Raw genomic sequence first — 22,493 nt, forward strand, 5'->3', positions numbered from 1 at the left:
GGGCACTACCGATCGGACACGGCCGACCTCTCGGCGGATTGGGGCGCTATCCATGACACCCACGCTCGTCCGGCACCACGGCCGCACGGAGACGTCCACCCGAACGGCCCCGGGCGACCGTGCCCGGGACTGGGCCGAGATCCAGGAGCGGATGCTGGCACCGCTGTACGAAGCGGTGTACGCACGGCTCGAAGTGGGATCCGGTACCCGGCTGCTCTCCCTGGGCTGCGGCTCCGGTCTCTCGCTGCTGATCGCGGCCGCCCGCGGGGCGCGCGTCACCGGCGTGGACACCGACCTCGAACGGCTGGCGCTCGCCCGGACCCGGCTGCTGCCCGGTCCGGACGGCGACGCGGGGTCCCCGGCCGGGCAACCGAGGCTGCTGGAGGGCGATCCGTCCGCCGCCCGGCCGTCCGACGGCACACCGTACGACCTGATCACCGCGTTCACCCCGATCGGCTGCTCGTCCGACGACGGCGAGGGGCTCGTGGCCGCGCTGCGGTCCGCGGTGCCGCTGGCCGCGCGGGGGAGCACCGTGGTGCTCACCGGCTGGGGTCCGCCGGAGCGCTGTGCGACGGCGCCCGTGCTGCGGGTGGCGGAACGGCTGTGCGGCCGGGACCGGGCCCCGCGCACCGGCGACTGGCGGCCGTCGGGCCGGGACGACCTGGAGGAGCTGGCGTTCCGGGCCGGTCTGAATCCGGACGGTTCGGGGCGGGTGGCCTGCCCGTTCGGGTACGCGGACACGGACAGCGCGGTGCGGGGGCTGCTCTCCACCCGGCTCTTCGACGCGGCGGTGCGGGCGACGGACCGGGCCCAGGTGGAGAAGGAGGTCACCCAGGCCCTGCGGCCGCACCGGCGCCGGGACGGCACGGTCTGGATGCCGAACGTCTTCCGCTATCTCGTCTGCAGCACCTGAACGACCATCTCGTCTGCACCACCTGGCGACCGCGGCGGCCCCTACTTGGACAGGCGGGTGATGCCGGCCGCCCGGTAGGCCTCGGCCTCGTCCAGCGTCTCGTTGGCCAGCAGCGCGGCGGAGAGCGAGTCCAGCCGGTCCCGGTTCTCGCGCAGGAGCCGGCAGGCCACCTCGTAGCACTCGTCGACGATCCGGCGCATCTCGCCGTCGACCGCGTCGAGCGTGGCGGGGGCCGCCGAGAGTCCGTACGCCTGCTGGGCGTCGCTCGGGATCGCCGTCAGCCTGCCCACCTTGTGGCTCATGCCCCAGCGGCCGACCATCCCGCGGGCCAGGTTGGTGACCTGTTCCAGATCGCTCTCCGCACCGGTGGTGATCACGCCGAAGACCACCTGTTCGGCCGCCATGCCGCCGAGCGCCCCGACGATGCGGCCGCGCAGATACTCCTCGGTGTACGCGTACTTGTCGGCGTCCGGCGTCGAGAGCGTGACGCCCAGGGCGCGGCCGCGCGGCACGATGGTGACCTTGCGGACCGGGTCGGCGCCGGGCTGGACCATGCCGAGCAGGGCGTGGCCGCTCTCGTGGTACGCGGTCCTGCGGCGTTCCTCGTCGGACATGACCAGGGAGCGTTCCGCGCCCAGCTGGACCTTCTCCAGGGCGTCCGAGAAGTCGGGCTGGGTGACCTCGGACTGCCGGCGCTTGACCGCCAGGAGCGCGGCCTCGTTGGCCAGGTTGGCGAGATCCGCGCCGGTCATCCCGGGTGTCGTCCCGGCCACCTGGGCCAGGTTCACGTCGTCGGCGAGGGGGATCTGCCGGGTGTGGATCTCCAGGATCGCCTCCCGGCCGTTCCTGTCCGGCGGGCTGACCTGGACGATCCGGTCGAAGCGGCCGGGCCGGGTGAGGGCGGGGTCGAGCACGTCGGCGCGGTTGGTGGCGGCGAGTACGACGACGCCCTCCGAGCCGGAGAAGCCGTCCATCTCGGTGAGGATCTGGTTGAGCGTCTGCTCGCGCTCGTCGTGGCCGCCCATGCCCGAGCCGCCGCCGCGGGCCCTGCCGATGGTGTCGATCTCGTCGATGAAGACGATGGCGGGGGCGACCTTGCGCGCCTCCGCGAAGAGCTCCCGGACCCGGCTCGCGCCGACGCCGACGATCATCTCGATGAACTCGGAGGCCGATGCCGAGAAGAACGGCACTCCGGCCTCACCGGCGACGGCCCGCGCCAGCAGGGTCTTGCCGGTGCCGGGCGGTCCCGCGAGCAGCACTCCGCCGGGCATCCGGGCGCCCATCCTCCGGTACGCCTGCGGGTTCTTCAGGAAGTCCACGACGTCGTTGAGTTCGCCCTCGACCTCGTCGATCCCGGCCACGTCCTTGAAGGTGGTGCGCTTGGCGCCCTCCAGCTCCACGGGCTTGGGCGGGGCCTTGCGCCCGAATCCGCCCATCCCGCCGCCCATGCCCCTGGACATCCGCCGGGCGATGAACACCCAGAGCACGACGAGCAGCAGCATGGGCGCGAGGGAGATCAGCAGGTTGGCGAGGAAGCTGCGCTGCTGGACGACCGGCTTGGCGGTGACCGTGACGTCGTCCTTGACCAGTTCGGCCCAGAGGTTGTCGTCCGCGAAGGCCGGCCGCTGGGTGACGAACTTGGTGTACTTTTCGTCGCTCCCCGGGACCTTCACCTCCTTCTTGAGCTGCCCCTCGATGGCATCGCCCTTGGAGTAGATCTTGGAGACATTGCCCGAGGTGACCTGCTTGCTGAACTCCGTGTACGCGATCGTCCGCTCCTCCTCCCCGTTGAAGAAGGAGAGCACCAGATTGGCGATGAGATAGACGGCGAGCGCGGTCAGCAGCAGCCCGCCCCAGCCTCCCGGCATCTTCCGGCCCGGTGCCGGGGGCGGCGGGGCGCCCTCGGAGCGCCAGGGCTGATCGGGGCGGTCGCGGGGAGGTACGGGGTTGGTCACGCGCGCTCCTCTGCCGACAGCCGTTGAAGCGACAGTAAAGGAGGAATGCGGGCAAAGCCCTCCCAGTGTCTGCCGGATGGTCCCTTGGAGGGACGGCGTACGGCAGCGGCTCCGTACACGCCGAAGGGGGCGCCCGCCGGAAAGCGGGCGCCCCCTCGGGGAGCTCACCGGGCCGTCACGGCCCGTCGGATCCGGGGCCGGTTCAGCCCATGAACTTCTTGAACTCGTCCGGCAGCTCGAAGTTCTTGTCCTCCGGCGCGGGCAGACCCAGGGCGCCGCCCTGCGCCGCCTGCTCCCGCCGGGCCGCCGCGGCCTGCTCCTCGGCCTTGCGCTTCATCGGGTTGCCGCTCTTGCGCTTGCCCTTGGCCTGCTTGACCTGCTTCTTCTGCCGGCCGGGGCCACCGCCCATGCCCGGCATCCCGGGCATCCCCGGCATGCCGCCGCCCTGGGCCATCTTCGACATCATCTTGCGGGCCTCGAAGAACCGCTCCACCAGGTTCTTCACCGCGCTGACCTCGACTCCGGAACCCTTGGCGATACGGGCCCGGCGCGAGCCGTTGATGATCGTCGGCTCGGCGCGCTCCTTCGGGGTCATCGACTTGATGATCGCGGCGGTGCGGTCCACGTCGCGCTCGTCGATGTTGTTGATCTGGTCCTTGATCTGACCCATGCCGGGCAGCATGCCGAGCAGCTTGGAGATGGAGCCCATCTTCCTGACCTGCTCCATCTGGGCCAGGAAGTCGTCGAGCGTGAAGTCCTTGCCCTTGCTGGACGCCAGCTTGGAGGCCATTTTGGCGGCCTCTTCCTGGCTGAAGGTCTTCTCCGCCTGCTCGATCAGGGTGAGCAGGTCACCCATGTCGAGGATGCGGGACGCCATGCGGTCGGGGTGGAAGGCGTCGAAGTCCTCGAGCTTCTCGCCGTTCGACGCGAACATGATCTGCTTGCCCGTGACATGGGCGATCGACAGGGCCGCACCACCGCGGGCGTCACCGTCGAGCTTGGAGAGCACCACGCCGTCGAAGCCGACGCCGTCGCGGAAGGCCTCGGCGGTGTTGACCGCGTCCTGGCCGATCATCGCGTCGACGACGAAGAGGATCTCGTCGGGGCTGACGGCGTCGCGGATGTCCGCGGCCTGCTGCATCAGCTCCTGGTCGATACCGAGGCGGCCCGCGGTGTCGACGATCACGACGTCGAACTGCTTGGTGCGGGCGTACTCGATCGAGTCCTTGGCGACCTGGACCGGGTCACCGACGCCGTTGCCCGGCTCGGGCGCGTACACCGCGACACCGGCGCGGTCGGCGACGACGCTCAGCTGGTTGACGGCGTTGGGACGCTGGAGGTCACAGGCGACCAGCAGCGGGGAGTGGCCCTGGCCCTTGAGCCAGAGGCCGAGCTTTCCGGCGAGGGTGGTCTTACCGGCACCCTGGAGACCGGCGAGCATGATCACGGTGGGCGCGGTCTTGGCGAACCGCAGCCGCCGGGTCTCGCCGCCGAGGATCCCGACGAGCTCCTCGTTGACGATCTTGACGACCTGCTGGGCCGGGTTCAGCGCCTGGGAGACCTCGACGCCGCGCGCCCGCTCCTTGACGTTGGCGATGAAGGCCCGGACGACGGGCAGCGCGACATCCGCTTCGAGCAGGGCGATACGGATCTCGCGAGCCGTGGCGTCGATGTCCGCCTCGGACAAGCGGCCCTTGCCCCTGAGGTTCTTGAAAGTCGCGGCAAGGCGGTCGGAGAGAGTATCGAACACGGCGCTCGTCGGTCCTCAGGGTCGGGGGCAAAGTGGATTCGGTACCCCAGGGTATCCGCCCCGGCAGAAACGATGACCCCTGCCCGGGAAATCCCGGACCCGGGCCCTGCCGTGTCTCACGCCCGCAGCGCGGCCTCCACCGCGTCCGCCACCGCGAGCGCCCGCTCCCCGGGCAACGGCTTCCCGTCCGTGTCCGTGACGTAGAAGGCGTCCACCGCGTTCGCCCCCAGGGTCGACACATGCGCGCTGCGCACCCGTACCCCGCTCAGCTCCAGTGCCCGGCCGATCCGGTGCAGCAGCCCCGGGGCGTCCTGGGCCCGCACCTCGATCACGGTGGCCAGCCGGGAGCCGGCCGCCGCGACGGTCACCCTCGGCGGCGGGGCCTTCACCCCGCGGCGGCGCGGGTAGGCCGCCTCGCGTTCGGCGAGCCGGGCCGCGATGTCCAGGGAGCCGTCCAGGGCACGTACGAGGTCGGCGCGGAGCCGGGTGGCCTGCGGCAGGGAGCCGTACTCGGCCGCCACCCGCCAGCTGAGCAGCAGCAGGTCCGCGGGCTCGCCCAGCTCGGTGGGGAGTTCCACGGCGCGCAGGTCGGCGGCGCGGACGGTGAGGCGGTGCAGGGCGAGGACGCCCGCCGCCGCGGGCAGCACCCCGGGCCGGTCGGGCAGGGCGATGTGGAGTTCGACGCCGACGGGTTCCGGTTCGCCGTCCGCGTCCGGGGCCTCGGCCTGGGCGTGCAGGGCGAGGACGGGTCCGCCGGTGCGCAGGGCCTCGACGGCGAGACGTTCCTGTTCGGCGCCGGGCGCGGTGGGTTCCGGTTCCTCGGGGGCCTGGCCGGCGAGCACGGCGGCGACGCGCCCCACGAGGTCGGCGACGAGGGCCGCGCGCCAGGCGGACCAGGCGGCGGGCCCGGTGGCGAGGGCGTCGGCCTCGGTGAGCGCGTGCAGCAGCTCCAGGGTGGCGGCGCTCCCGACGGCGGTGGCGACGGAGCGGACGGTCGCCGGGTCGTCGAGGTCACGCCGGGTGGCGGTCTCCACGAGCAGCAGGTGGTGGCGTACGAGGGTGGCGATGACGCCCACGTCGTGCTGGTCGTAGCCGATCCGGGCGGCCATGTCCCGGGCGATGACCTCACCGGCGGCGGAGTGGTCGCCGGGCCAGCCCTTGCCGATGTCGTGCAGGAGCGCGGCGACCAGGAGGAGGTCGGGGCGGTGGACGCGCCGGGTGAGGGAGGAGGCGCGGACGGCCGCTTCGACCAGGTGGCGGTCGACGGTCCAGGTGTGGACGGGGTTGCGCTGGGGGCGGCAGTGGACGCGTTCCCAGTCCGGGAGCAGCCGGGTGATGAGCCCTTCGGCTTCGAGCGCCTCCCAGACGGGGACGGTGGCCTCGCCCGCGCCGAGGAGGGTGACGAGTTCCTCGCGGGCCTCGGCGGGCCAGGGCACCGGGAGCGGTGGCGCGGCGGTGGCGAGCCGGCGTACGACGTGGCGGGAGAGCGGGAGTTCGGACTGGGCGGCCGCGGCGGCGGCGCGCAGCACGAGCACGGGGTCGCGTTCGGGGCGGGCGGTGCGGGCGAGGACCACTTCGCCGTCGGCCTCGACGACACCCTCGGCGAGCGGGCTGCGTTCCGGTGCGGCCGTCCTGCCGCCGCCGAGCATGGCACGCAGCCGGGGGCGCACGGACCTGGCGCGCAGGACGCGGTCGACCTCGCGCCAGGTGACGTCGGTGGCGTACGAGAGGGTGCGGGCGGCCGCGTAGACCTGGCGGAGCAGGGCGTCCGCGTCGAGCAGGCCGAGTTCGCCGGCCACCTGGTCCTGTTCCTGGAGGGCGAGGCGGTCGGTGGCGCGGCCGGTGGTGAGGTGGAGGGCGTCACGGACGTCGAGGAGGACGCGGCGGGCCTCGGCGAGCCCTTCGCGGGGGGCGTCGGCGATCCAGGAGGCGGCGACGGCGCGCAGTGCGGTGGCGTCCCGGAGTCCGCCGCGGGCCTCCTTGAGGTCGGGTTCGAGGAGGAACCGCAGCTCGCCGTGGCGTTCGGCCCGCTCACGGCAGAGCTCGTGGAGTGCGGGCAGGCGCTTGGGGGCCTGGTTGCGCCAGTCGGCGAGGACCGTGGTGCGCATCGCGGCGACGAGTCCGAGGTCCCCGGCGACGGGCCGGGCGTCGAGCAGTCCGAGCTGTGCCTTGAGGTCCTCGCCGGCCGTCCGGCGGGCTTCGGCGGGGGTGCGTACGGAGTGGTCGAGGGCGAGGCCCAGGTCCCAGACCGGGTACCAGACGCGGTCGGCGAGGGCGGCGAGCGCCGCCGGGTCGGCGTTCCCGTCGTGCAGGAGCAGCAGGTCGAGATCGCTGCGCGGGGAGAGTTCGCCGCGTCCGTAGCCGCCGACGGCGACGAGGGCGGCGCCGTGGACGCCCGCCTGCCGGGCGGCGGCGGTGAACAGTGTGGTGAGCCAGTCGTCGGTGAGCGAGGCGAGGGCCGCACGGCGCGGCGGCCCGGACCGCGTCTTCTCCTGGAGGAGGCGTAGCCGGGCCGCCGCGTAGCCGCCGGGTTCCGGGTCTGCGGATTCGATGGTCGTTCCGGTGCGCGTCACCCGGCTGCCTTTCGTTCGGGGGCGTCGGTCAGAGCGCGTCCGGGCCGCGTTCGCCGGTCCGGACCCGGACCGCGGTGTCGACCGGCACGCTCCAGACCTTGCCGTCACCGATCTTGCCGGTGCGGGCGGCCTTCACGACGATGTCGATGAGCTCGTCGGAGTCCTCGTCCTCGACCAGGATCTCGATACGGATCTTGGGTACGAGGTCGACGGTGTACTCGGCGCCCCGGTAGACCTCGGTGTGGCCGCGCTGGCGTCCGTATCCGCTGGCTTCCGTGACCGTGAGGCCCTGGACGCCGAAGGCCTGGAGGGCCTCCTTGATCTCGTCCAGCCGGTGCGGCTTCACGACTGCGGTGATGAGCTTCATGCGTCCACCTTCTTGGTCCTCGCTGCTGCCGTGCTGCCCTGGGCGGAGCCCGCGGTACGCAGGGCCGCTCCGCCGCCCGCGCCGCTGAAGTCGTACGCGGTCTCGGCGTGTTCGCCCTGGTCGATGCCGGAGATCTCGTCGTCCTCGGTGACCCGCATCCCGATCGTCCGGTCCAGGAGGAAGGCCAGGACCGCGGAGACGACCAGAGAGTACGCGAGGACGGCGAAGACGCCGACGGCCTGCTTGCCGAGCTGGTCGAGGCCGCCGCCGTAGAAGAGGCCCTTGGCGTCGGACTGGACTCCGCCGGTGGCGAAGAGGCCGACGAGGAGGGAACCGGCGATGCCGCCGACGAGGTGGACGCCGACCACGTCCAGGGAGTCGTCGTAGCCGAACCGGTACTTCAGGCCGACGGCCATGGCGCACAGCACTCCGGCGATCGCGCCGACCGCGATGGCGCCGAGCGGGCTGACCGCTCCGCCTGACGGGGTGATGGCGACGAGTCCGGCGACCGCGCCGGAGGCCGCGCCGAGGGTGGTGAAGGAGCCGTGACGGAGCTTCTCGTAGCCGAGCCAGGCGAGCATCGCGGCGGCGGTGGCGACCTGGGTGTTGACGAACATCACCGCGCCGACGCCGTCGTCGTTGCCGAGCCAGGAGCCGGCGTTGAAGCCGAACCAGCCGAACCAGAGCAGACCTGCGCCGAGCATGACGAGCGGCAGGCTGTGCGGCCGCATCGGGTCCTTCTTGAAGCCGACGCGCTTGCCGATGACGAGGATCACGCCGAGCGCCGCCGCACCGGCGTTGATGTGGACGGCGGTGCCGCCCGCGAAGTCGATGACCCCCATCTCGTACAGCCAGCCGCCGGCGCCCCAGACCCAGTGGGCGACGGGGAAGTAGACGACGGTGACCCAGAGCGTGATGAACAGGGCCCAGGAGGTGAATTTGACCCGGTCGGCGAGGGCGCCGCTGATCAGGGCCGGGGTGAGCACGGCGAACATCAGCTGGAAGACGGCGAAGACGTAGACGGGGATCGTGTAGCCGTCCCAGAGCTGGGTGACGCCGATCCCGCTGAGCCCGACGTAGTCCGAACTCCAGCCGAGGAAGGAGCCGACGTCGGAGCCGAAGGCGAGGCTGAAGCCGTACAGCACCCACAGGATCGTGACGATCCCGAGGCTGATGAAGCTCATCATCAGCATGTTGAGGGTGCTCTTGACGCGGACCATGCCTCCGTAGAAGAAGGCCAGGGCCGGGGTCATGAGCATCACCAGGGCGGAGCAGATCAGCATGAACCCGGTGTTGGCGGCAGACAGTGTCGGGGTGTCTGCGGCAAGCGTCGTGATGCCTGGGGGCATCGGCGTCTCCTCGTCTTCGGTGCGGCCGCGTGCGGGTGATGGGGAGCGGCACCACGTGCGGGACCACTGGGAAAAGGTGCGGGCCGGTTATGGCCACGAGATTCGCCCAGCGCGGTTTCCGCCGATGCCGCACGGTGTTTCACGGCGGTGACGAAGAGGTCCGGTGTGTTACGCGGCCATGAACCACCGGTGGCGCGACCGGTGCCGGGCCCGCCCTGCGGCGGTGGCCGCATACGGTGCGGTGCCGACTCTTCCGTACGGGCACGGCAACGCGAACCGGCCACGCCGACCACCCGCTGACCTGGCAATGGGGGGAGCCGAAGTCGGTCTGTGCGGGGTGGTCGCCGTGGCCGGGGCCGGGGGTGCTGCTCAGACCGCTTCCGCGGTCTCCGGCAGCTGTTCGGTGAGGAGATCGGTGAGCCTGGCGACTTCGGGGATGTCCCCGAAGTCCCTGGCGGCGGTGTCGACGGTCTTGCGGAGCCGGGTGTTGACCCGCTCGGAGCGGATCCTCTTGGCGACGCGCAGGGCCTGCCCGGCCAGGACCGTGGACTCCTCGGGCTCGCGCTTGAGCAGGTGGACGGTGGCGAGGCCGATCAGATTGAGCGCGTACGACCGCTGGTGCTCGTCGTCCTCGCCGAAGAGCTGGACGGCCTTCTCCATCAAGGGCTCGGCGAGCGAGGCGTACGTGGGGCTGCGGCCCGCCACATAGGCGAGGTCGCGGTAGGAATGGGAGTTCTCGCCGTTGAGCTCGGCCTCCGTGAAGAAGCGGATCCAGTCGGGTTCGGGCTCGCCGTCGATCCCCACGTCGAGGAAGGTGTCCTCGGCCATCCGGACGGCTCGTCTGCACTTGCTGGGCTGGCCCATGTTGGCGTACGCGCGGGCCTCCATCGCATACAGCATGGCCTGGGTGCGCGGGGTGGCGCAGTCCCGGCTGCCGTACTGCGCGAGGTGGATCAGTTCGAGGGCGTCGTCGGGCCGTCCGAGGTGGATCATCTGGCGGCTCATGCTGGAGAGGACGTACGAGCCCAGCGGTTTGTCACCGGCCTCCTTGGCGGCGTGGAGCGCGAGGACGAAGTACTTCTGGGCGGTGGGCTGGAGGCCGACGTCGTAGCTCATCCAGCCCGCCAGCTCGGCCAGCTCGGCGGCGCACCGGAAGAGCCGCTTGGCGGTGGCCTCCGGCTGCGGCTCCTGGAGCAGGTCGGTGACCTCGTGGAGCTGTCCGACGACGGCCTTGCGGCGCAGCCCGCCGCCGCACTGCGCGTCCCACTGGCGGAACATCGCGGTGGTGGACTCCAGCAGGTCGAGCTCGGGGCCGGAGAGCCGGGAGGGGCGGTGGGACACGGCCGCCGGTTCGGGTTGTTCGGCGGGGCCCGCGGCGGCGACGGGCACCAGCCAGCGCTGCATGGGCTCGATGAGCGCGGGTCCGGCGGCCAGGGCGAGCGAGGAGCCGAGGAATCCGCGCCGGGCGAGCATCAGGTCGCTGCGGGAGAACTCGCTGAGCAGGGCGACGGTCTGCGGGCCCGCCCAGGGCAGGTCGACACCGGCCACGGACGGGGACTGGTGCGCGGCGCGCAGCCCGAGGTCCTCGATGGCGACGACGGCGCCGAAGCGCTCCGAGAAGAGCTCGGAGAGGATGCGCGGGATCGGCTCGCGCGGCTGCTCGCCGTCGAGCCAGCGCCGCACCCGGGACGTGTCGGTGCTGATGTGGTGGGCGCCCATCTGACGCGCCCGGCGGTTCACCTGGCGCGCGAGCTCGCCCTTCGACCAGCCGCTTCGCACGAACCATGAGCTCAATTGCCCGTTGGGGCGCTTACCGGCATTCGTCGAATCGCCTGCGCCGCTGCCACTCACTGGAACGCCCCCATCCCGCTGAATACCTGTCGCGCGAACCATTACCAGAATGCCCTGAGCCGATGCCGCCCATGCAGAGGGTGCGCACCATCGAACAGGGAATCGGGTTGCCTCCGGCATACCCGTGGGCGCACATACTTCCATGGTTCGTGTACCGACGGTAATCCTACGATCACCCCTGGGGCCATGGTGATTACAGAAACGCCACCATTCGCCACCCCTTTGAATGAACACCACCCCCGTCGGGCGCGATTCACTTGACACATAGCGGTCAGCAGGGGGCGCAGTGATGCGGCTCGGAGCGCATGAACGATCCCGCGCGCTCCGAATGCCACCGGCGCACTCCGGACCGACAGCGACGGCGGAGTGTCACGACTCCCACGCACGTCGTAACCACCGGCGAGCCGGACCCGTTGGAGGGGGCATGGGCTTCACGATCGGCGGCATCCGAGAGATGCGCACCGGCTCACGGCGCCGCGGCCGTGCGGCCGAATGCACGGCAGTGGCCGAGTACACGGGACTGTGGGGCTGGGCCGTCGCGCCGGGAGCGCGGGCAGCGGCCGGCCGCTGCTCCTGCGGACGGGCGGACTGCCCCTCCCCCGGCGCCCATCCGCTGGACTTCGCCCCCGAGGTCCCCGCGGGCGCCACGCTCGACGCGGCGGCCGACGCGTGGGCCCGGGTGCCGGGCGCCTCGATGCTGCTGCCGGTGGGCCGCGTCTTCGATGTCCTCGATGTCGCCGAGGCGGCCGGGCGCCGGGCCCTGGTGCGGATGGAGCGGATGGGGCTGCCGCTCGGCCCGGTCGCGGTGACCCCGGCCGGGCGGGCCCAGTTCTTCGTGGCCCCCGGGGCCGCCGCCGAGCTCCCGCAGCTGCTGTACCGGATGGGCTGGGACGACGCCGGGCTGGATCTGCGGGCGCTGGGGCCCGGCTGCCACATCACCGCCCCGCCGTCCGACGAGGGCGGCCGGGGCCCGGTCCGGTGGCTGCGCCCGCCGGTGCTGGACACGGCGGCCGCGCCGCCGCAGGCGCGGCTGCTGCTGGGCACGCTGGCGTACAGCTGCCACCGCGCTCCGCTGTGCGGCTGAACGCATCACCGCGCGACCGAGCGCGCCGGGGCCGGTCCCGTGAACCGGCGCCGGTCCCGTAGCGCCGAGGAGCCCGACCGCTGCCGTGCCGTGCGGTCGGGCTCCTCGGGTGCTGCGCGCGGTGTCGTCAGTCGCCGATCAGGGCGTCCACGAACGCCTCCGGCTCGAACGGGGCCAGGTCGTCCGGGCCCTCGCCGAGGCCGACCAGCTTCACCGGTACGCCCAGCTCGCGCTGGACGGCGATGACGATGCCGCCCTTGGCCGTGCCGTCCAGCTTGGTGAGCACGATGCCGGTGATGTCCACGACCTCGGCGAACACCCGGGCCTGCACCAGGCCGTTCTGCCCGGTCGTGGCGTCGAGGACGAGCAGGATCTCGTCCAGCGGTCCGTGCTTCTCCACGACCCGCTTGACCTTGCCGAGCTCGTCCATCAGCCCGGTCTTGGTGTGCAGCCGGCCGGCGGTGTCGATGAGGACCACATCGGCGCCCTCGGCGATGCCCTCCTTCACCGCGTCGAAGGCGATCGAGGCGGGGTCGCCGCCCTCGGGGCCGCGCACGGTGCGGGCGCCGACGCGCTCGCCCCAGGTCTGGAGCTGGTCGGCGGCGGCGGCCCGGAAGGTGTCGGCCGCGCCGAGCACGACGCTGCGGCCGTCGGCGACGAGCACCCGGGCCAGCTTGCCGGTGGTGGTGGTCTTGCCGGTGCCGTTGACGCCGACGACCATCACGACGCCGGGGGTGTCGAGGCCGCTCTCCGTCTTGACCGCGCGGTCGAAGTCGGTGCCCAGCAGGGTGAGGAGCTCCTCGCGCAGCAGCGCGCGCAGCCCTTCGGGGGTACGGGTGCCGAGCACGCGGACGCGCTCGCGGAGCCGCTCCACGAGCTCCTGGGTGGGCGCGACGCCGACGTCGGCGGTGAGGAGGGTGTCCTCGATCTCCTCCCAGGTGTCCTCGTCGAGGTTGTCGCGGGACAGGAGCGTGAGCAGCCCCTTGCCGAGGGAGTTCTGCGAGCGGGCGAGCCGGGCGCGCAGCCGCACCAGACGGCCTGCGGTGGGCTCGGGCACGTCGAGGGCGGGGGCGGCGGGCGCCTCCGGCTCGACGGCCCCGGGGGCCTCCTCGGCGGGAGCCTCGGCCGCGGGGGGACCGGCCTCCTCGATGGTGCGGCGCGGTTCCTCGCGCGGCGTCTCGGCTTCCTCGCCGACACGGGGCTCGGCGGAGGGAGTGATGGTCGGCGTGCTCGGCGGTGCCGGGGGCAGCTGCTTCTTCTTGCGGCTGCTGACCACGAGCCCGCTGATCACGCCGACCGCGACCAGGGCGATGACTACAGCAAGGATGACGAATTCCATAACCCACCCAGTATCAGTCACGCCCGCCCGAGGGGACCGCCCCGAAGGATCACCCGAGTATCCCCTTGAGAGTTATGCACCTTTTGGCGGTAAAGGTACGATTCTGCCCGTGGAGACCCGCGGCCTGGAGCCCGTCCCCGACAACGAACGCACCGGCCGGGTCCGGACCCTCTTCCCCACCTGGGTCGGCGCGAACCTGACCGTGCTCCTGCTCACCGTCGGCGCGGGGCTCGTCGTCCTCGACAGTCTGAATCTCTGGCAGGTGCTGGTGGTCGCGGTCCTGGCCTCGGTCATCGGCTTCGGGCTGGTGGGCCTGGTCTCGATCGCGGGCAGGCGGGGCGGGGCACCCGGCATGGCGCTCTCCCGGGCCGTCTTCGGGCAGCGCGGCAATCTGCTGCCCGGCGCGCTGACCTGGGTCGCCCGCTGGGGCTGGGAGACCGTGAACGCGGTCACCGGCACCTACGCGGTGCTCGCCGTGCTCGGCCTGCTCTTCGGCGTCACCGGCAACCACAGCCTGACCCTGGTGACCCTGCTCGTCTTCGTGGGGTGCAGCTGGCTGGTGTCGGGGCTGGGCATAGGAGCGCTGCGGGTGTGCTGCACCTGGTCGGCGTACCTCTTCGGCGGCGTCAGTGTGCTCGTCCTGATCCATCTGATCGGCGCGACCGACTGGCGGGAGGTGCTGGGCAGGCCCGCCGGGCCGACGGGGATGGTGATCGCCGGGGTGGGCACCCTGGCGGCGGGCGGCATCAGCTGGGCCCCGTCGGGCCCCGACTTCGCCCGCTATCTGCCGCGCACGGCGTCCGGCCGGGCGATGGTCGCCGCGACAGTGGGCGGCGCCGGGATCGCGTATCTGCCGATGGTGTTGATGGGGGCCGTGATGGCGGTCGCCGAGCCGGGTCTGGCGGTCACCCGCGACCCGGTCGCGTTCGTCGGCCCCCTGCTGCCCGGCTGGCTCTCGGTGCCGTATCTGCTGCTCATCGTGGTCGGCATGGTGCTGATCAACGCGATGTCGATGTACTCGGCCGGTTTCACCGCGCAGACACTGGGATTCACGGTCCCCCGCGTCTGGGCGGTCGGTGTGAACGCCGCCATCAGCCTCCTCCTGGGCGCGTCGCTGATGCTCACGGCCGCGGGCTTCCTGGACACCTTCGTCTCCTTCCTGAACCTCCTCGCCGTGACGTTCTCCGCGTGGATCGGGGTCTTCGCCGTGGATCTGCTGCGGGGCCGCGCGTACGATCCGGTGGCGCTCCTGGACACCACGCCGACCAGCGCCTACTGGTACACCGGGGGCTTCTCCGTACCGGCCGTGACCGCATGGGCCGCGGGGCTGGCGGCGGGCCTGCTCCTCACGAGCGTGCGGTGGTTCTCCGGACCGCTCGCCACCACCTGGCCCGGACGCCAGGGCCTCGGCTGGGCGGCCACGATCACGGTCTCCGCCGCCCTGTACGCGATCCTGCCGCGTCCCGCCGGACGGGCCCGGGAAAGCGACGGCGGCACGTCCCTACACTTCTGACGCCACGTCAGCTACTGTCCCGGCTCGCCGAGTCCGCCCGACGATGGGGACAAGTCTCATGGCCTTCACAGTGGTCCGGTTCAATCTCGTCGATCCCGATGCCGCACCCGGGCCGCTCTCGGCCCGCTACCGCGCCGCGCTGGAGATGGCCGCGTACGCCGACGAGCACGGCGTCGACACCGTACAGACCGAGGAACACCACGGCGCCGCCAACTCCTGGCTGCCCTCCCCCTTCGTCTTCGCGGGCTCGGTCTTCGGCACCACCCGCCGGATCGCGGTCACCGTCTCGGCGATCATCGGCCCGCTGCACGACCCGCTGCGGCTGGCCGAGGACATCGCGGTCCTGGACCTGCTGAGCGCCGGCCGGCTGGTGACGGTGGCGGGGATCGGCTACCGGCCCGAGGAGTACGAGCGGGCGGGTGTCGAATGGGGCAGGCGCGGCAGGCTCCAGGACGAGCTGCTGGAGACGCTGCTGCGGGCGTGGACCGGTGAGCCGTTCCCGTACCGGGGCCGCACGGTCCGTGTCACGCCGCGCCCGTACACCCGGCCGCATCCGATGCTGCTGGTGGGCGGCAGCTCGCGGGCGGCGGCGCGGCGGGCGGCCCGGTTCGGGCTGCCGTTCTTCCCGAGCGCCCATCTGCCGGAGCTGGAGGCGTACTACCAGGAGCGGCGCACCGAGGCCGGTACGGACGGCTTCTGCATGATGCCCGCCGCCGAGACCCCGCTGCTGCACGTGTCGCGGGACCCGGACCGGACCTGGGCGGAGTACGGCGAGCACTTCCTGCACGAGGCGCGCACCTACGCCTCCTGGCAGTCCAAGGACATCCGCTCCGCCGTGCGTTCGGCGGCGACGACGGTGGCGGAGCTGCGGGCCGAGGGGGTCTACCGGATCGTCACCCCCGAGGAGTGCGCCGCGGCGGCCGGGGAGCTGGACAGCCTGGTGCTGCATCCGCTGTGCGGCGGGATGCCGGTCGAGGAGGGGTGGCGCAGCCTGCGTCTGTTCTGCGAGGCGGTCGCGCCGGACGCGCGGCCCTAACCCATCTCCTCCAGCGCCTTGCCCTTGGTCTCCTTCACGAACATGAGCACGAAGGGGATCGAGAGCGTGGCGAAACAGGCGTAGATGATGTACGTGCCAGAGAGGTTCCAGTCGGACAGGCTCGGGAAGCTCGCGGTGATCGCCCAGTTGGCGATCCACTGCGCGGACGCCGCGACGCCGAGCGCGGCGGCGCGGATCCGGTTGGGGAACATCTCGCCGAGGAAGACCCAGACGATGACACCCCACGACAGGGCGAAGAAGAGCACGAAGACATGGGCCGCGACGAGCGCCACGGCGCCCTGGGGGCTGGGCAGTTTGCCGTCGACCAGGTCGGCGGAGAAGGCCCAGGCCTCGAAGGCGAGGGCGATGGCCATGCCGGTGGAGCCCACCAGGGCGAGCGGTTTGCGGCCCACCCGGTCCACCAGGACCATCGCGACGACGGTACCGATGATGTTGATGATGGACGTGGTGAACGAGTAGAAGAAGGAAGCGGTGGGGTCGATGCCGACGGACTGCCAGAGCGTCGCCGAGTAGTAGAACGCCACGTTGATGCCGACGAGTTGCTGGAAGACCGACAGGCCGATACCGACCCAGACGATCGGCAGGAACCCGAAGCGGCTGCCGAGCAGATCCGTGAACTTGGACTTGTGCTCGCGGTGCATGGCGGTCTCGATCTCGGCCACCCGGGCGTCGAGGTCGGTGCCCTTGCCCTCGACCTCCGCCAGGATCGTCCGGGCCCGGTCCTTCTTGCCGATCGAGATCAGGAACCGCGGCGACTCGGGGATCGCGAGGGACAGGAGCCCGTACAGGACGGCCGGGACGACCATGACGCCCAGCATCCACTGCCAGGCTTCGAGGCCGCCGATCTTGCCGCGCTGGTCGCCGTCGGCTAGCTGGAGGATGCCGTAGTTGACCAGCTGGGAGATGGCGATGCCGATGACGATCGCCGCCTGCTGGAAGGAACCGAGCCGGCCGCGGTAGGCGGGCGGCGAGACCTCCGCGATGTACGCCGGGCCGATCACCGAGGCCATACCGATGGCGAAGCCGCCGATGATGCGCCACATCGCCAGGTCCCAGAGCGCGAACGGGAGCGCGGAGCCGACGGCGCTGATGGTGAAGAGCACGGAGGCGATCTGCATGCAGCGGATGCGGCCGATGCGGTCGGCGATGCGCCCCGCGGCGGCCGCGCCGATCGCACAGCCGATCAGGGCGATGGCGATGACCTGGGCGAGCGTTCCGGAGCCGATGTCGTAGCGGCTGCGGATCGCTTCGACGGCGCCGTTGATGACGGAGCTGTCGTAGCCGAACAGGAAGCCGCCCATGGCGGCGGCCGCGGTGATGAAGATGACATGGCCGAGGTGGTCCGGGTGGGCCGCCCGTGCTCCGGACTCCGGTCCCTGCGAGGTGCTGGTCACATGAACTCCTGATGCCTGGCCGCGCCGTCAGGTGGCTGGAAACTCCTCCAAGTGGCGCATAACTTCTCGACTGCCACCACTTGAAGGAAAAGACGACGCCGCAGAGATTATTCGTTCAGATCTCGAAATCAATATGCGGTCGGTGCCTACAGCTACCCAGGAACACCCGGAGGACAGGTCGAAGTCTTGAAGATTGCGTAAAGGCTCAGCGCAGACGCTGGCTGATGACCTTCGAGACACCGTCGCCCTGCATCGAGACGCCGTACAGCGCGTCGGCGACCTCCATCGTCCGCTTCTGGTGCGTGATCACGATGAGCTGCGAGCTCTCCTGGAGCTCCTCCATGATCCGGATCAGCCGCTGCAGATTGGTGTCGTCGAGCGCCGCCTCGACCTCGTCCATCACATAGAACGGGCTCGGCCGGGCCTTGAAGATGGAGACCAGCAACGCCACCGCCGTGAGCGAGCGTTCGCCGCCGGACAGCAGCGAGAGCCGCTTGACCTTCTTGCCGGGCGGCCGCGCCTCGACGTCCACACCGGTCGCGAGCATGTTGTCCGGGTCGGTCAGGACGAGCCGGCCCTCGCCGCCCGGGAAGAGCCGCGAGAAGACGCCCTCGAACTCGCGGGCCGTGTCCCGGTACGCCTCCGTGAACACCTGCTCGACCCGCTGGTCGACCTCCTTGATGACCTGTATCAGGTCGGCCCGGGTCTTCTTCAGGTCTTCGAGCTGCTCGGAGAGGAACTTGTGCCGCTCCTCCAGCGCCGAGAACTCCTCCAGGGCGAGCGGATTCACCTTCCCGAGTTGCTGGTACGCCCGTTCGGCCGACTTCAGCCGCTTCTCCTGCTCGGCCCTGACGAACGGCGTCGGCTGGTTGCGCGGATGCTCCGGGTCCGACGGCAGCTCCTCGCCCTCCGCGGCCGGTGACGGCGGTACGGGCTGGTCGGGGCCGTACTCGTCGACCAGCCCGGCGGGCTCGACGCCCAGCTCCTCCAGCGCCTTCGTCTCCAGCTGCTCCATCCGCAGCCGCTTCTCGGCACCGAGCACCTCGCCGCGGTGGACGGAGTCGGTGAGCTTGTCCAGCTCGCCCTTGAGGTCGCGGCCCCGGCCACGCTCGGCCGCCAGCTCCCGTTCCCGCTCCGCCTTCGCCGCCTCGGCCACCACCCGCTCCCGCTCGGCCCGTACGACGGACACCTCGACGTGTGCGAGCAGCTGACGGGCGCCGGAGGCGACGGCGGAGGCCACCGCCGCCTCGTGCCGCAGCCGGGCCCGGCGCCGCTCGGCGCGGGCACGGGCCTCCCGTTCGGCACGGGCGCCCCGGTCGAGGGAGTCCGCCCGGCCCGCGAGCGCCTTGACCCGCTCCTCGTGGGTACGCAGCTGGAGACGGGCCTCCATCTCGGTCTGGCGGGCGTTGGCACCGTCGGCGGCGAGCCGGTCCCGCACGGAGGTGTCCGGCTCCTCCTCGACCGGCGTCTCCTCGGCGACGAGCAGCCGCTCGGCCAGCTCCTCCGCCTCCTCGGCCGCCCGGTCGAGGGCCTCCTGGGCACGGGCGGCCGACGCCGTCATCCGCTCGGCCTCGCCCGCCGCGCCACGGGCCTGCCCGGCCAGCCGCCCCAGCTGCTGGGAGACCCCGGACTTCTCCCGCTCGGCGGCCCGGCGCCGCTCACCCAGCTCCTCGACCAGCCCGGCCACGGCCCGGCGCCGCTCCCCCGAGAGCCGCTGCGCCTCGCTCAACCCGGCACACCGCACGGCCAGTTCCTCCAGCTGGGCGGCGGCCTCGTCGACCGAGGCCTGTACTTCGAGGAGGCTCGGCGCCCCGGCGGAACCGCCGTGCGCGAAGTGGGCCGAGAGGATGTCCCCCTCGGCGGTCACGGCCGTCAGCTCCGGGCGCGCGGCGACGAGGTCCTCGGCGTCCTCCAGGGTGCCGACGACCACCATGTCCCGCACCAGCCTGCGTACGGCGCCCATCAGTTCGACGGGCCCGCGGACGAGATCGGCCACGGCGGGCGGCCCTTCGGCGGACCCCCCGCCCACGGCGACGGCCGCGACACGGACCGGCACGAGCGGCCCGTCCGCCTCGCCCGGCCCCTGCACCTGTCCGGGTACGTGCACGGCGGACGCGTCGGTACCGCCGGCACCGGCATCAGCACCGGCCACACCGGAAGCAGCACCGCCGGCCGCCCCCGCACCATGGGCGCCCCCCTGATCGGGGACCCCGCCCCGCGCCCCGCCGAGCAGCAGCGCGGCCCGTCCCGCGTCCTGCTTGCGCAGCAGCCGGATCGCTTCCGCCGCCGTGGCCGGGTCCGTCACCGCGACCGCGTCCGCCGCCGCGCCCAGGGCCGCCGCCACCGCCACCTCGTGCCCCGGCGCCACGGTCAGGAGTTCCGCGGCGGGACCGAGCAGGCCCGACAGCCTCTCCTGCGCCCCGAGCAGCGCGCCCGTGCCGTCCTTGCGGCGCAGGCCGAGGGCCAGCGCCTCATGGCGGGCCGCGACCGCGGCCCGCTTCCGCTCCGCGGCGGTGGCCGCCTCCCGGGCCGCGGAGAGCGCCGACTCCGCCTCCGCGAGCTCCCGCTTGGCGGCATCGTGCTGCTCGCCGAGCTCCTGATCACCGGCGTCCAGGCCCTCGACCTCGGCCTTGAGCTCTTCGTACTCCTCCTGGGCGGCGACCGCCCGCTCCCGCGCCTCGTCCCGGGAGGCGGCCAGCCGGTCGATCTCGGCCTGCGCCGAACCGGCCCGGCTGCGGGCCGCGTTGACCTGGCCGTTCAGCCGGGCGAGCCCTTCGCGGCGGTCCGCGATGGCGCGGGCGGCGTCCTTCAGCCTGCGCTCCTCTGCCGCCAACTCCCGTTCCAGGTCGGCGCGGTGGGCCGAGGTGTCCTCCAGCGCGTGCTCCGCGGCCTCCAGCGCCGCCGCCAGCTCCGCCTCCTGCTCACGGATCCGGGCCGCCTCCCGCTCCATGTCCTCGGGATCGCGGCCCCGCCGCTCCTCCTCCGGCGGGGCGGAGGCGCTCTTCACCCGGGCGTCGGCCAGCGAGATCGTGCCGCGCACCCGCTCGGCCAGCTGGGACAGCTCGTACCAGGTCTGCTGGGCGCGCTGGAGCCGCGGCGCCAGCCGCCGTACCTCGTCCTCCAGCTCCGCCTCGCTCGCGAGGGCCGCCCTCAGTTCCGCCTCCGCCGCCTCCCGGCGCTGCTTGAGCGCCGCCTCGTCGGCGATCTCGCTGCGCAGCGCCGTGCGCAGCCGCACCAGGTCGTCGGCGAGCAGCCGCAGCCTGGCGTCGCGCAGATCGGCCTGGATGACGGCGGCCCGGCGCGCCACGGCGGCCTGTCGGCCGAGCGGTTTCAGCTGGCGCCGCAGTTCGTCGGTGAGGTCCTGGACGCGGGCGAGGTTGGCGCCCATCGCGTCCAGCTTCCGCAGCGCCTTCTCCTTCCGCTTGCGGTGCTTGAGCACACCCGCGGCTTCCTCGATGAACGCGCGACGACCCATCGGATCGGCGTGGAGCACCGAGTCGAGCTGGCCCTGGCCGACGATGACATGCATCTCGCGGCCGATACCGGAATCCGAGAGGAGTTCCTGGATGTCCAGGAGACGGCAGGTGTCGCCATTGATCTGGTACTCGCTGCCGCCATTGCGGAACATGATCCGAGTGATCGTCACTTCGGCGTACTCGATGGGCAGTGCGCCATCGGAATTGTCGATGGTGAGCGATACTTCGGCCCTGCCGAGCGGCGGCCGCCCGGTGGTTCCGGCGAAGATCACGTCTTCCATCTTGCCGCCGCGCAGGGATTTGGCGCCCTGTTCCCCCATGACCCAGGAGAGCGCGTCCACCACATTGGACTTGCCGGACCCATTGGGGCCCACGACGCAGGTGATGCCGGGTTCGAACCGCAGCGTCGTGGCGGAGGCGAACGATTTGAAACCACGCAGGGTCAGGGCCTTGAGGTGCACGCCGCCGGACTCTACCTTTCGCTCTCGGTTTCGCTGATGAAGGTGCAGGGCACATCAGACGTTAAGGGAAGGGGCGTATGCCGGGGGCGGCTGCCGCACAGGTCCGGGCGGAAAAGGATCGCGGGCGGGAAAAGAAAGAAGGGACGCCGAAGCGCCCCTTGTAAATCTTGTGCGGTGTTACGCACGGTGGTACTGGTGCAGCTGCGCATGACGGATCAAGGACATGTCACGAGAGTGACAGATCAAGAGTAGTGATCTTCAATGATCCGGCGACGATCCGGGCGATGTTCTCGGACGGCTGACGCGTACGACTCGACCGGCCCCTGGGGGCCATCGGTCAGGTAAGCGCCGGCTCCGCCTGAGGTACGTCGATGTCGATGCTGTCGAGCAGCGACTCTTGGTGCTGGGCGGCGGCGTTCAGCGCGTCGTTCTCGTCCTGAATCCGTACGAGCTCGGATTCGAGATCCTGGACGCGCTGCTGGAGCCGTCGCATCTCGGCGAGGAGTCGCGGGTCGGAACCGCCGACGTAACCGAGAAGCGCCTTTGCCATGATGGATGGTCCTCCACACTGAGTGACCGACCGATGCGGTGTGGGTCGTGAGGGAATCGCACCCGCGGTGCTCGGCAGCGCTCTGTCGTCACTGCTGTTCTGCTGCCAAACAGCTCTGCCAAACAGCTAAGGTGCGCGGGGATTTCAGCGTCTCACCAAAAACTTTGACGGTCAACACGATCACGCCCTGTAGAGACGGGCAGCCCGGGGGCGCGCGGCTTGACGATCATGCGGCGCGACTCTCCTGCGGGGCCCTGAGGGGCGTGGAGATCATCCTTACTGCCGCAGCCTGGCACGCCAACCGAATCTTGGCAACCACCCGGACATTCCGCAGGTCATTTCATGTGTACGCAGATGAGCACCCCGCCGGGTGACCCTTCGCCGTATTTCGAACACGGTCCGAACACAGCCCGCTTCGCACCCCCGGAAGAGACCCGGATCAGCGGATCGCGAATCCCTCGTAACCACCGCGCGGGGTGTCCCATATCTCAGTGACTCCGTCGACACGGCCGGGTGTGTCGTCCGAGCGCAGCCAGTCCAGCAGACGGTGGCAATCCTCACGCCGCCCCTCGGCCACGACCTGCACCCTGCCGTCGTCGAGATTGAGCGCGAAGCCGGTGAGACCGCCGATCTCCAGTGCGTTCGCCCTGGTGAACCAGCGGAAGCCGACTTGCTGCACTCGGCCGCGTACCCAAGCGGTGAGCCGTACATCTTCGTTCATGCCCGCACGCTAACCGGCCGATCGGCCTTGGAGCACATCCGGCCGTGGGGCCATGGCGTACAGTCCCGACGCAATGGCCTCACTCCAACGGGTGAATCGTGTTGACGCCGGAACCGGCGTCCAGACCGTCAGAAGGGCTC

General features: G+C 71.6%; 15 protein-coding genes. 4 read left to right on the forward strand and 11 right to left on the reverse strand.

Annotated elements, in window-relative coordinates; all coding sequences use genetic code 11:
• Nucleotides 1-52: 52 nt before the first annotated feature.
• Nucleotides 53-913 (forward strand): class I SAM-dependent methyltransferase, encoded by an 861-nt coding sequence (locus GA0115234_RS23625; RefSeq protein ID WP_093545058.1) that lies wholly within the window; start codon nt 53-55, stop codon nt 911-913.
• 41 nt (nt 914-954) lie between these two features.
• Here GA0115234_RS23625 and ftsH read toward each other — a convergent pair whose 3' ends face one another.
• From ftsH to GA0115234_RS23655, 6 genes are all read right to left on the reverse strand, one after another.
• Nucleotides 955-2,868: an ATP-dependent zinc metalloprotease FtsH gene (gene ftsH / locus GA0115234_RS23630; RefSeq protein ID WP_093545061.1), complete on the reverse strand. Its 1,914-nt coding sequence runs from the start codon at nt 2,866-2,868 to the stop codon at nt 955-957.
• A 202-nt stretch (nt 2,869-3,070) separates the two neighbouring features.
• Nucleotides 3,071-4,618: a signal recognition particle protein gene (ffh, locus tag GA0115234_RS23635; protein WP_093545064.1), complete on the reverse strand. Its 1,548-nt coding sequence runs from the start codon at nt 4,616-4,618 to the stop codon at nt 3,071-3,073.
• Between the two features lie 116 nt (nt 4,619-4,734).
• The gene (locus GA0115234_RS23640; RefSeq protein ID WP_093545067.1) at nt 4,735-7,191 is read right to left on the reverse strand and encodes a [protein-PII] uridylyltransferase; all 2,457 of its coding nucleotides are present in this window, start codon (nt 7,189-7,191) and stop codon (nt 4,735-4,737) included.
• 28 nt (nt 7,192-7,219) lie between these two features.
• Nucleotides 7,220-7,558: a P-II family nitrogen regulator gene (locus GA0115234_RS23645; RefSeq protein WP_093545070.1), complete on the reverse strand. Its 339-nt coding sequence runs from the start codon at nt 7,556-7,558 to the stop codon at nt 7,220-7,222.
• Nucleotides 7,555-8,907: an ammonium transporter gene (locus GA0115234_RS23650; protein WP_093545073.1), complete on the reverse strand. Its 1,353-nt coding sequence runs from the start codon at nt 8,905-8,907 to the stop codon at nt 7,555-7,557. Before GA0115234_RS23650 ends, GA0115234_RS23645 begins: the two co-directional genes overlap by 4 nt.
• Before the next feature lie 369 nt (nt 8,908-9,276).
• Nucleotides 9,277-10,758 carry a transcriptional repressor NsdA gene (locus GA0115234_RS23655; RefSeq protein ID WP_093545075.1) on the reverse strand — a complete coding sequence of 494 codons (1,482 nt, stop codon included), beginning with the start codon at nt 10,756-10,758 and terminating at the stop codon, nt 9,277-9,279.
• 424 nt (nt 10,759-11,182) lie between these two features.
• On the opposite strand from GA0115234_RS23655, the gene GA0115234_RS23660 reads away from it, so the two are divergent.
• Nucleotides 11,183-11,842: a bifunctional DNA primase/polymerase gene (locus tag GA0115234_RS23660; RefSeq protein WP_093545078.1), complete on the forward strand. Its 660-nt coding sequence runs from the start codon at nt 11,183-11,185 to the stop codon at nt 11,840-11,842.
• A gap of 127 nt (nt 11,843-11,969) precedes the next feature.
• On the opposite strand, the gene ftsY is transcribed toward GA0115234_RS23660, so the two are convergent.
• Nucleotides 11,970-13,181 carry a signal recognition particle-docking protein FtsY gene (gene ftsY, locus GA0115234_RS23665; protein WP_093545082.1) on the reverse strand — a complete coding sequence of 404 codons (1,212 nt, stop codon included), beginning with the start codon at nt 13,179-13,181 and terminating at the stop codon, nt 11,970-11,972.
• A gap of 109 nt (nt 13,182-13,290) precedes the next feature.
• Here ftsY and GA0115234_RS23670 point away from each other — a divergent pair, with 109 nt between their 5' ends.
• Together GA0115234_RS23670 and GA0115234_RS23675 are read left to right on the forward strand one after the other, a co-directional pair.
• Complete coding sequence (locus tag GA0115234_RS23670) at nt 13,291-14,694, forward strand: purine-cytosine permease family protein (RefSeq protein ID WP_093545085.1); 1,404 nt, start codon at nt 13,291-13,293, stop codon at nt 14,692-14,694.
• A 58-nt stretch (nt 14,695-14,752) separates the two neighbouring features.
• Complete coding sequence (locus tag GA0115234_RS23675) at nt 14,753-15,730, forward strand: LLM class flavin-dependent oxidoreductase (RefSeq protein ID WP_093545088.1); 978 nt, start codon at nt 14,753-14,755, stop codon at nt 15,728-15,730.
• On the opposite strand, the gene GA0115234_RS23680 is transcribed toward GA0115234_RS23675, so the two are convergent.
• The 4 genes from GA0115234_RS23680 to GA0115234_RS23700 all read right to left on the reverse strand — a co-directional run bounded on the left by GA0115234_RS23680 (nt 15,727) and on the right by GA0115234_RS23700 (nt 22,353).
• Entirely contained in the window at nt 15,727-17,145 is a 1,419-nt protein-coding gene (locus GA0115234_RS23680) for a sugar porter family MFS transporter (RefSeq protein WP_093545091.1), read from the reverse strand. The genes GA0115234_RS23675 and GA0115234_RS23680 overlap by 4 nt on opposite strands.
• 205 nt (nt 17,146-17,350) lie before the next feature.
• The gene (locus tag GA0115234_RS23685; RefSeq protein WP_093545095.1) at nt 17,351-21,082 is read right to left on the reverse strand and encodes an AAA family ATPase; all 3,732 of its coding nucleotides are present in this window, start codon (nt 21,080-21,082) and stop codon (nt 17,351-17,353) included.
• 337 nt (nt 21,083-21,419) lie between these two features.
• Nucleotides 21,420-21,632: a hypothetical protein gene (locus GA0115234_RS23690; protein WP_018551753.1), complete on the reverse strand. Its 213-nt coding sequence runs from the start codon at nt 21,630-21,632 to the stop codon at nt 21,420-21,422.
• 439 nt (nt 21,633-22,071) lie between these two features.
• Nucleotides 22,072-22,353 (reverse strand): acylphosphatase, encoded by a 282-nt coding sequence (locus GA0115234_RS23700; protein ID WP_093545098.1) that lies wholly within the window; start codon nt 22,351-22,353, stop codon nt 22,072-22,074.
• Nucleotides 22,354-22,493 lie beyond the last annotated feature (140 nt).

The organism is Streptomyces sp. DvalAA-43, assembly GCF_900091725.1.
In the GTDB taxonomy this organism is placed as follows: Bacteria; Actinomycetota; Actinomycetes; order Streptomycetales; family Streptomycetaceae; genus Streptomyces; species Streptomyces pulveraceus.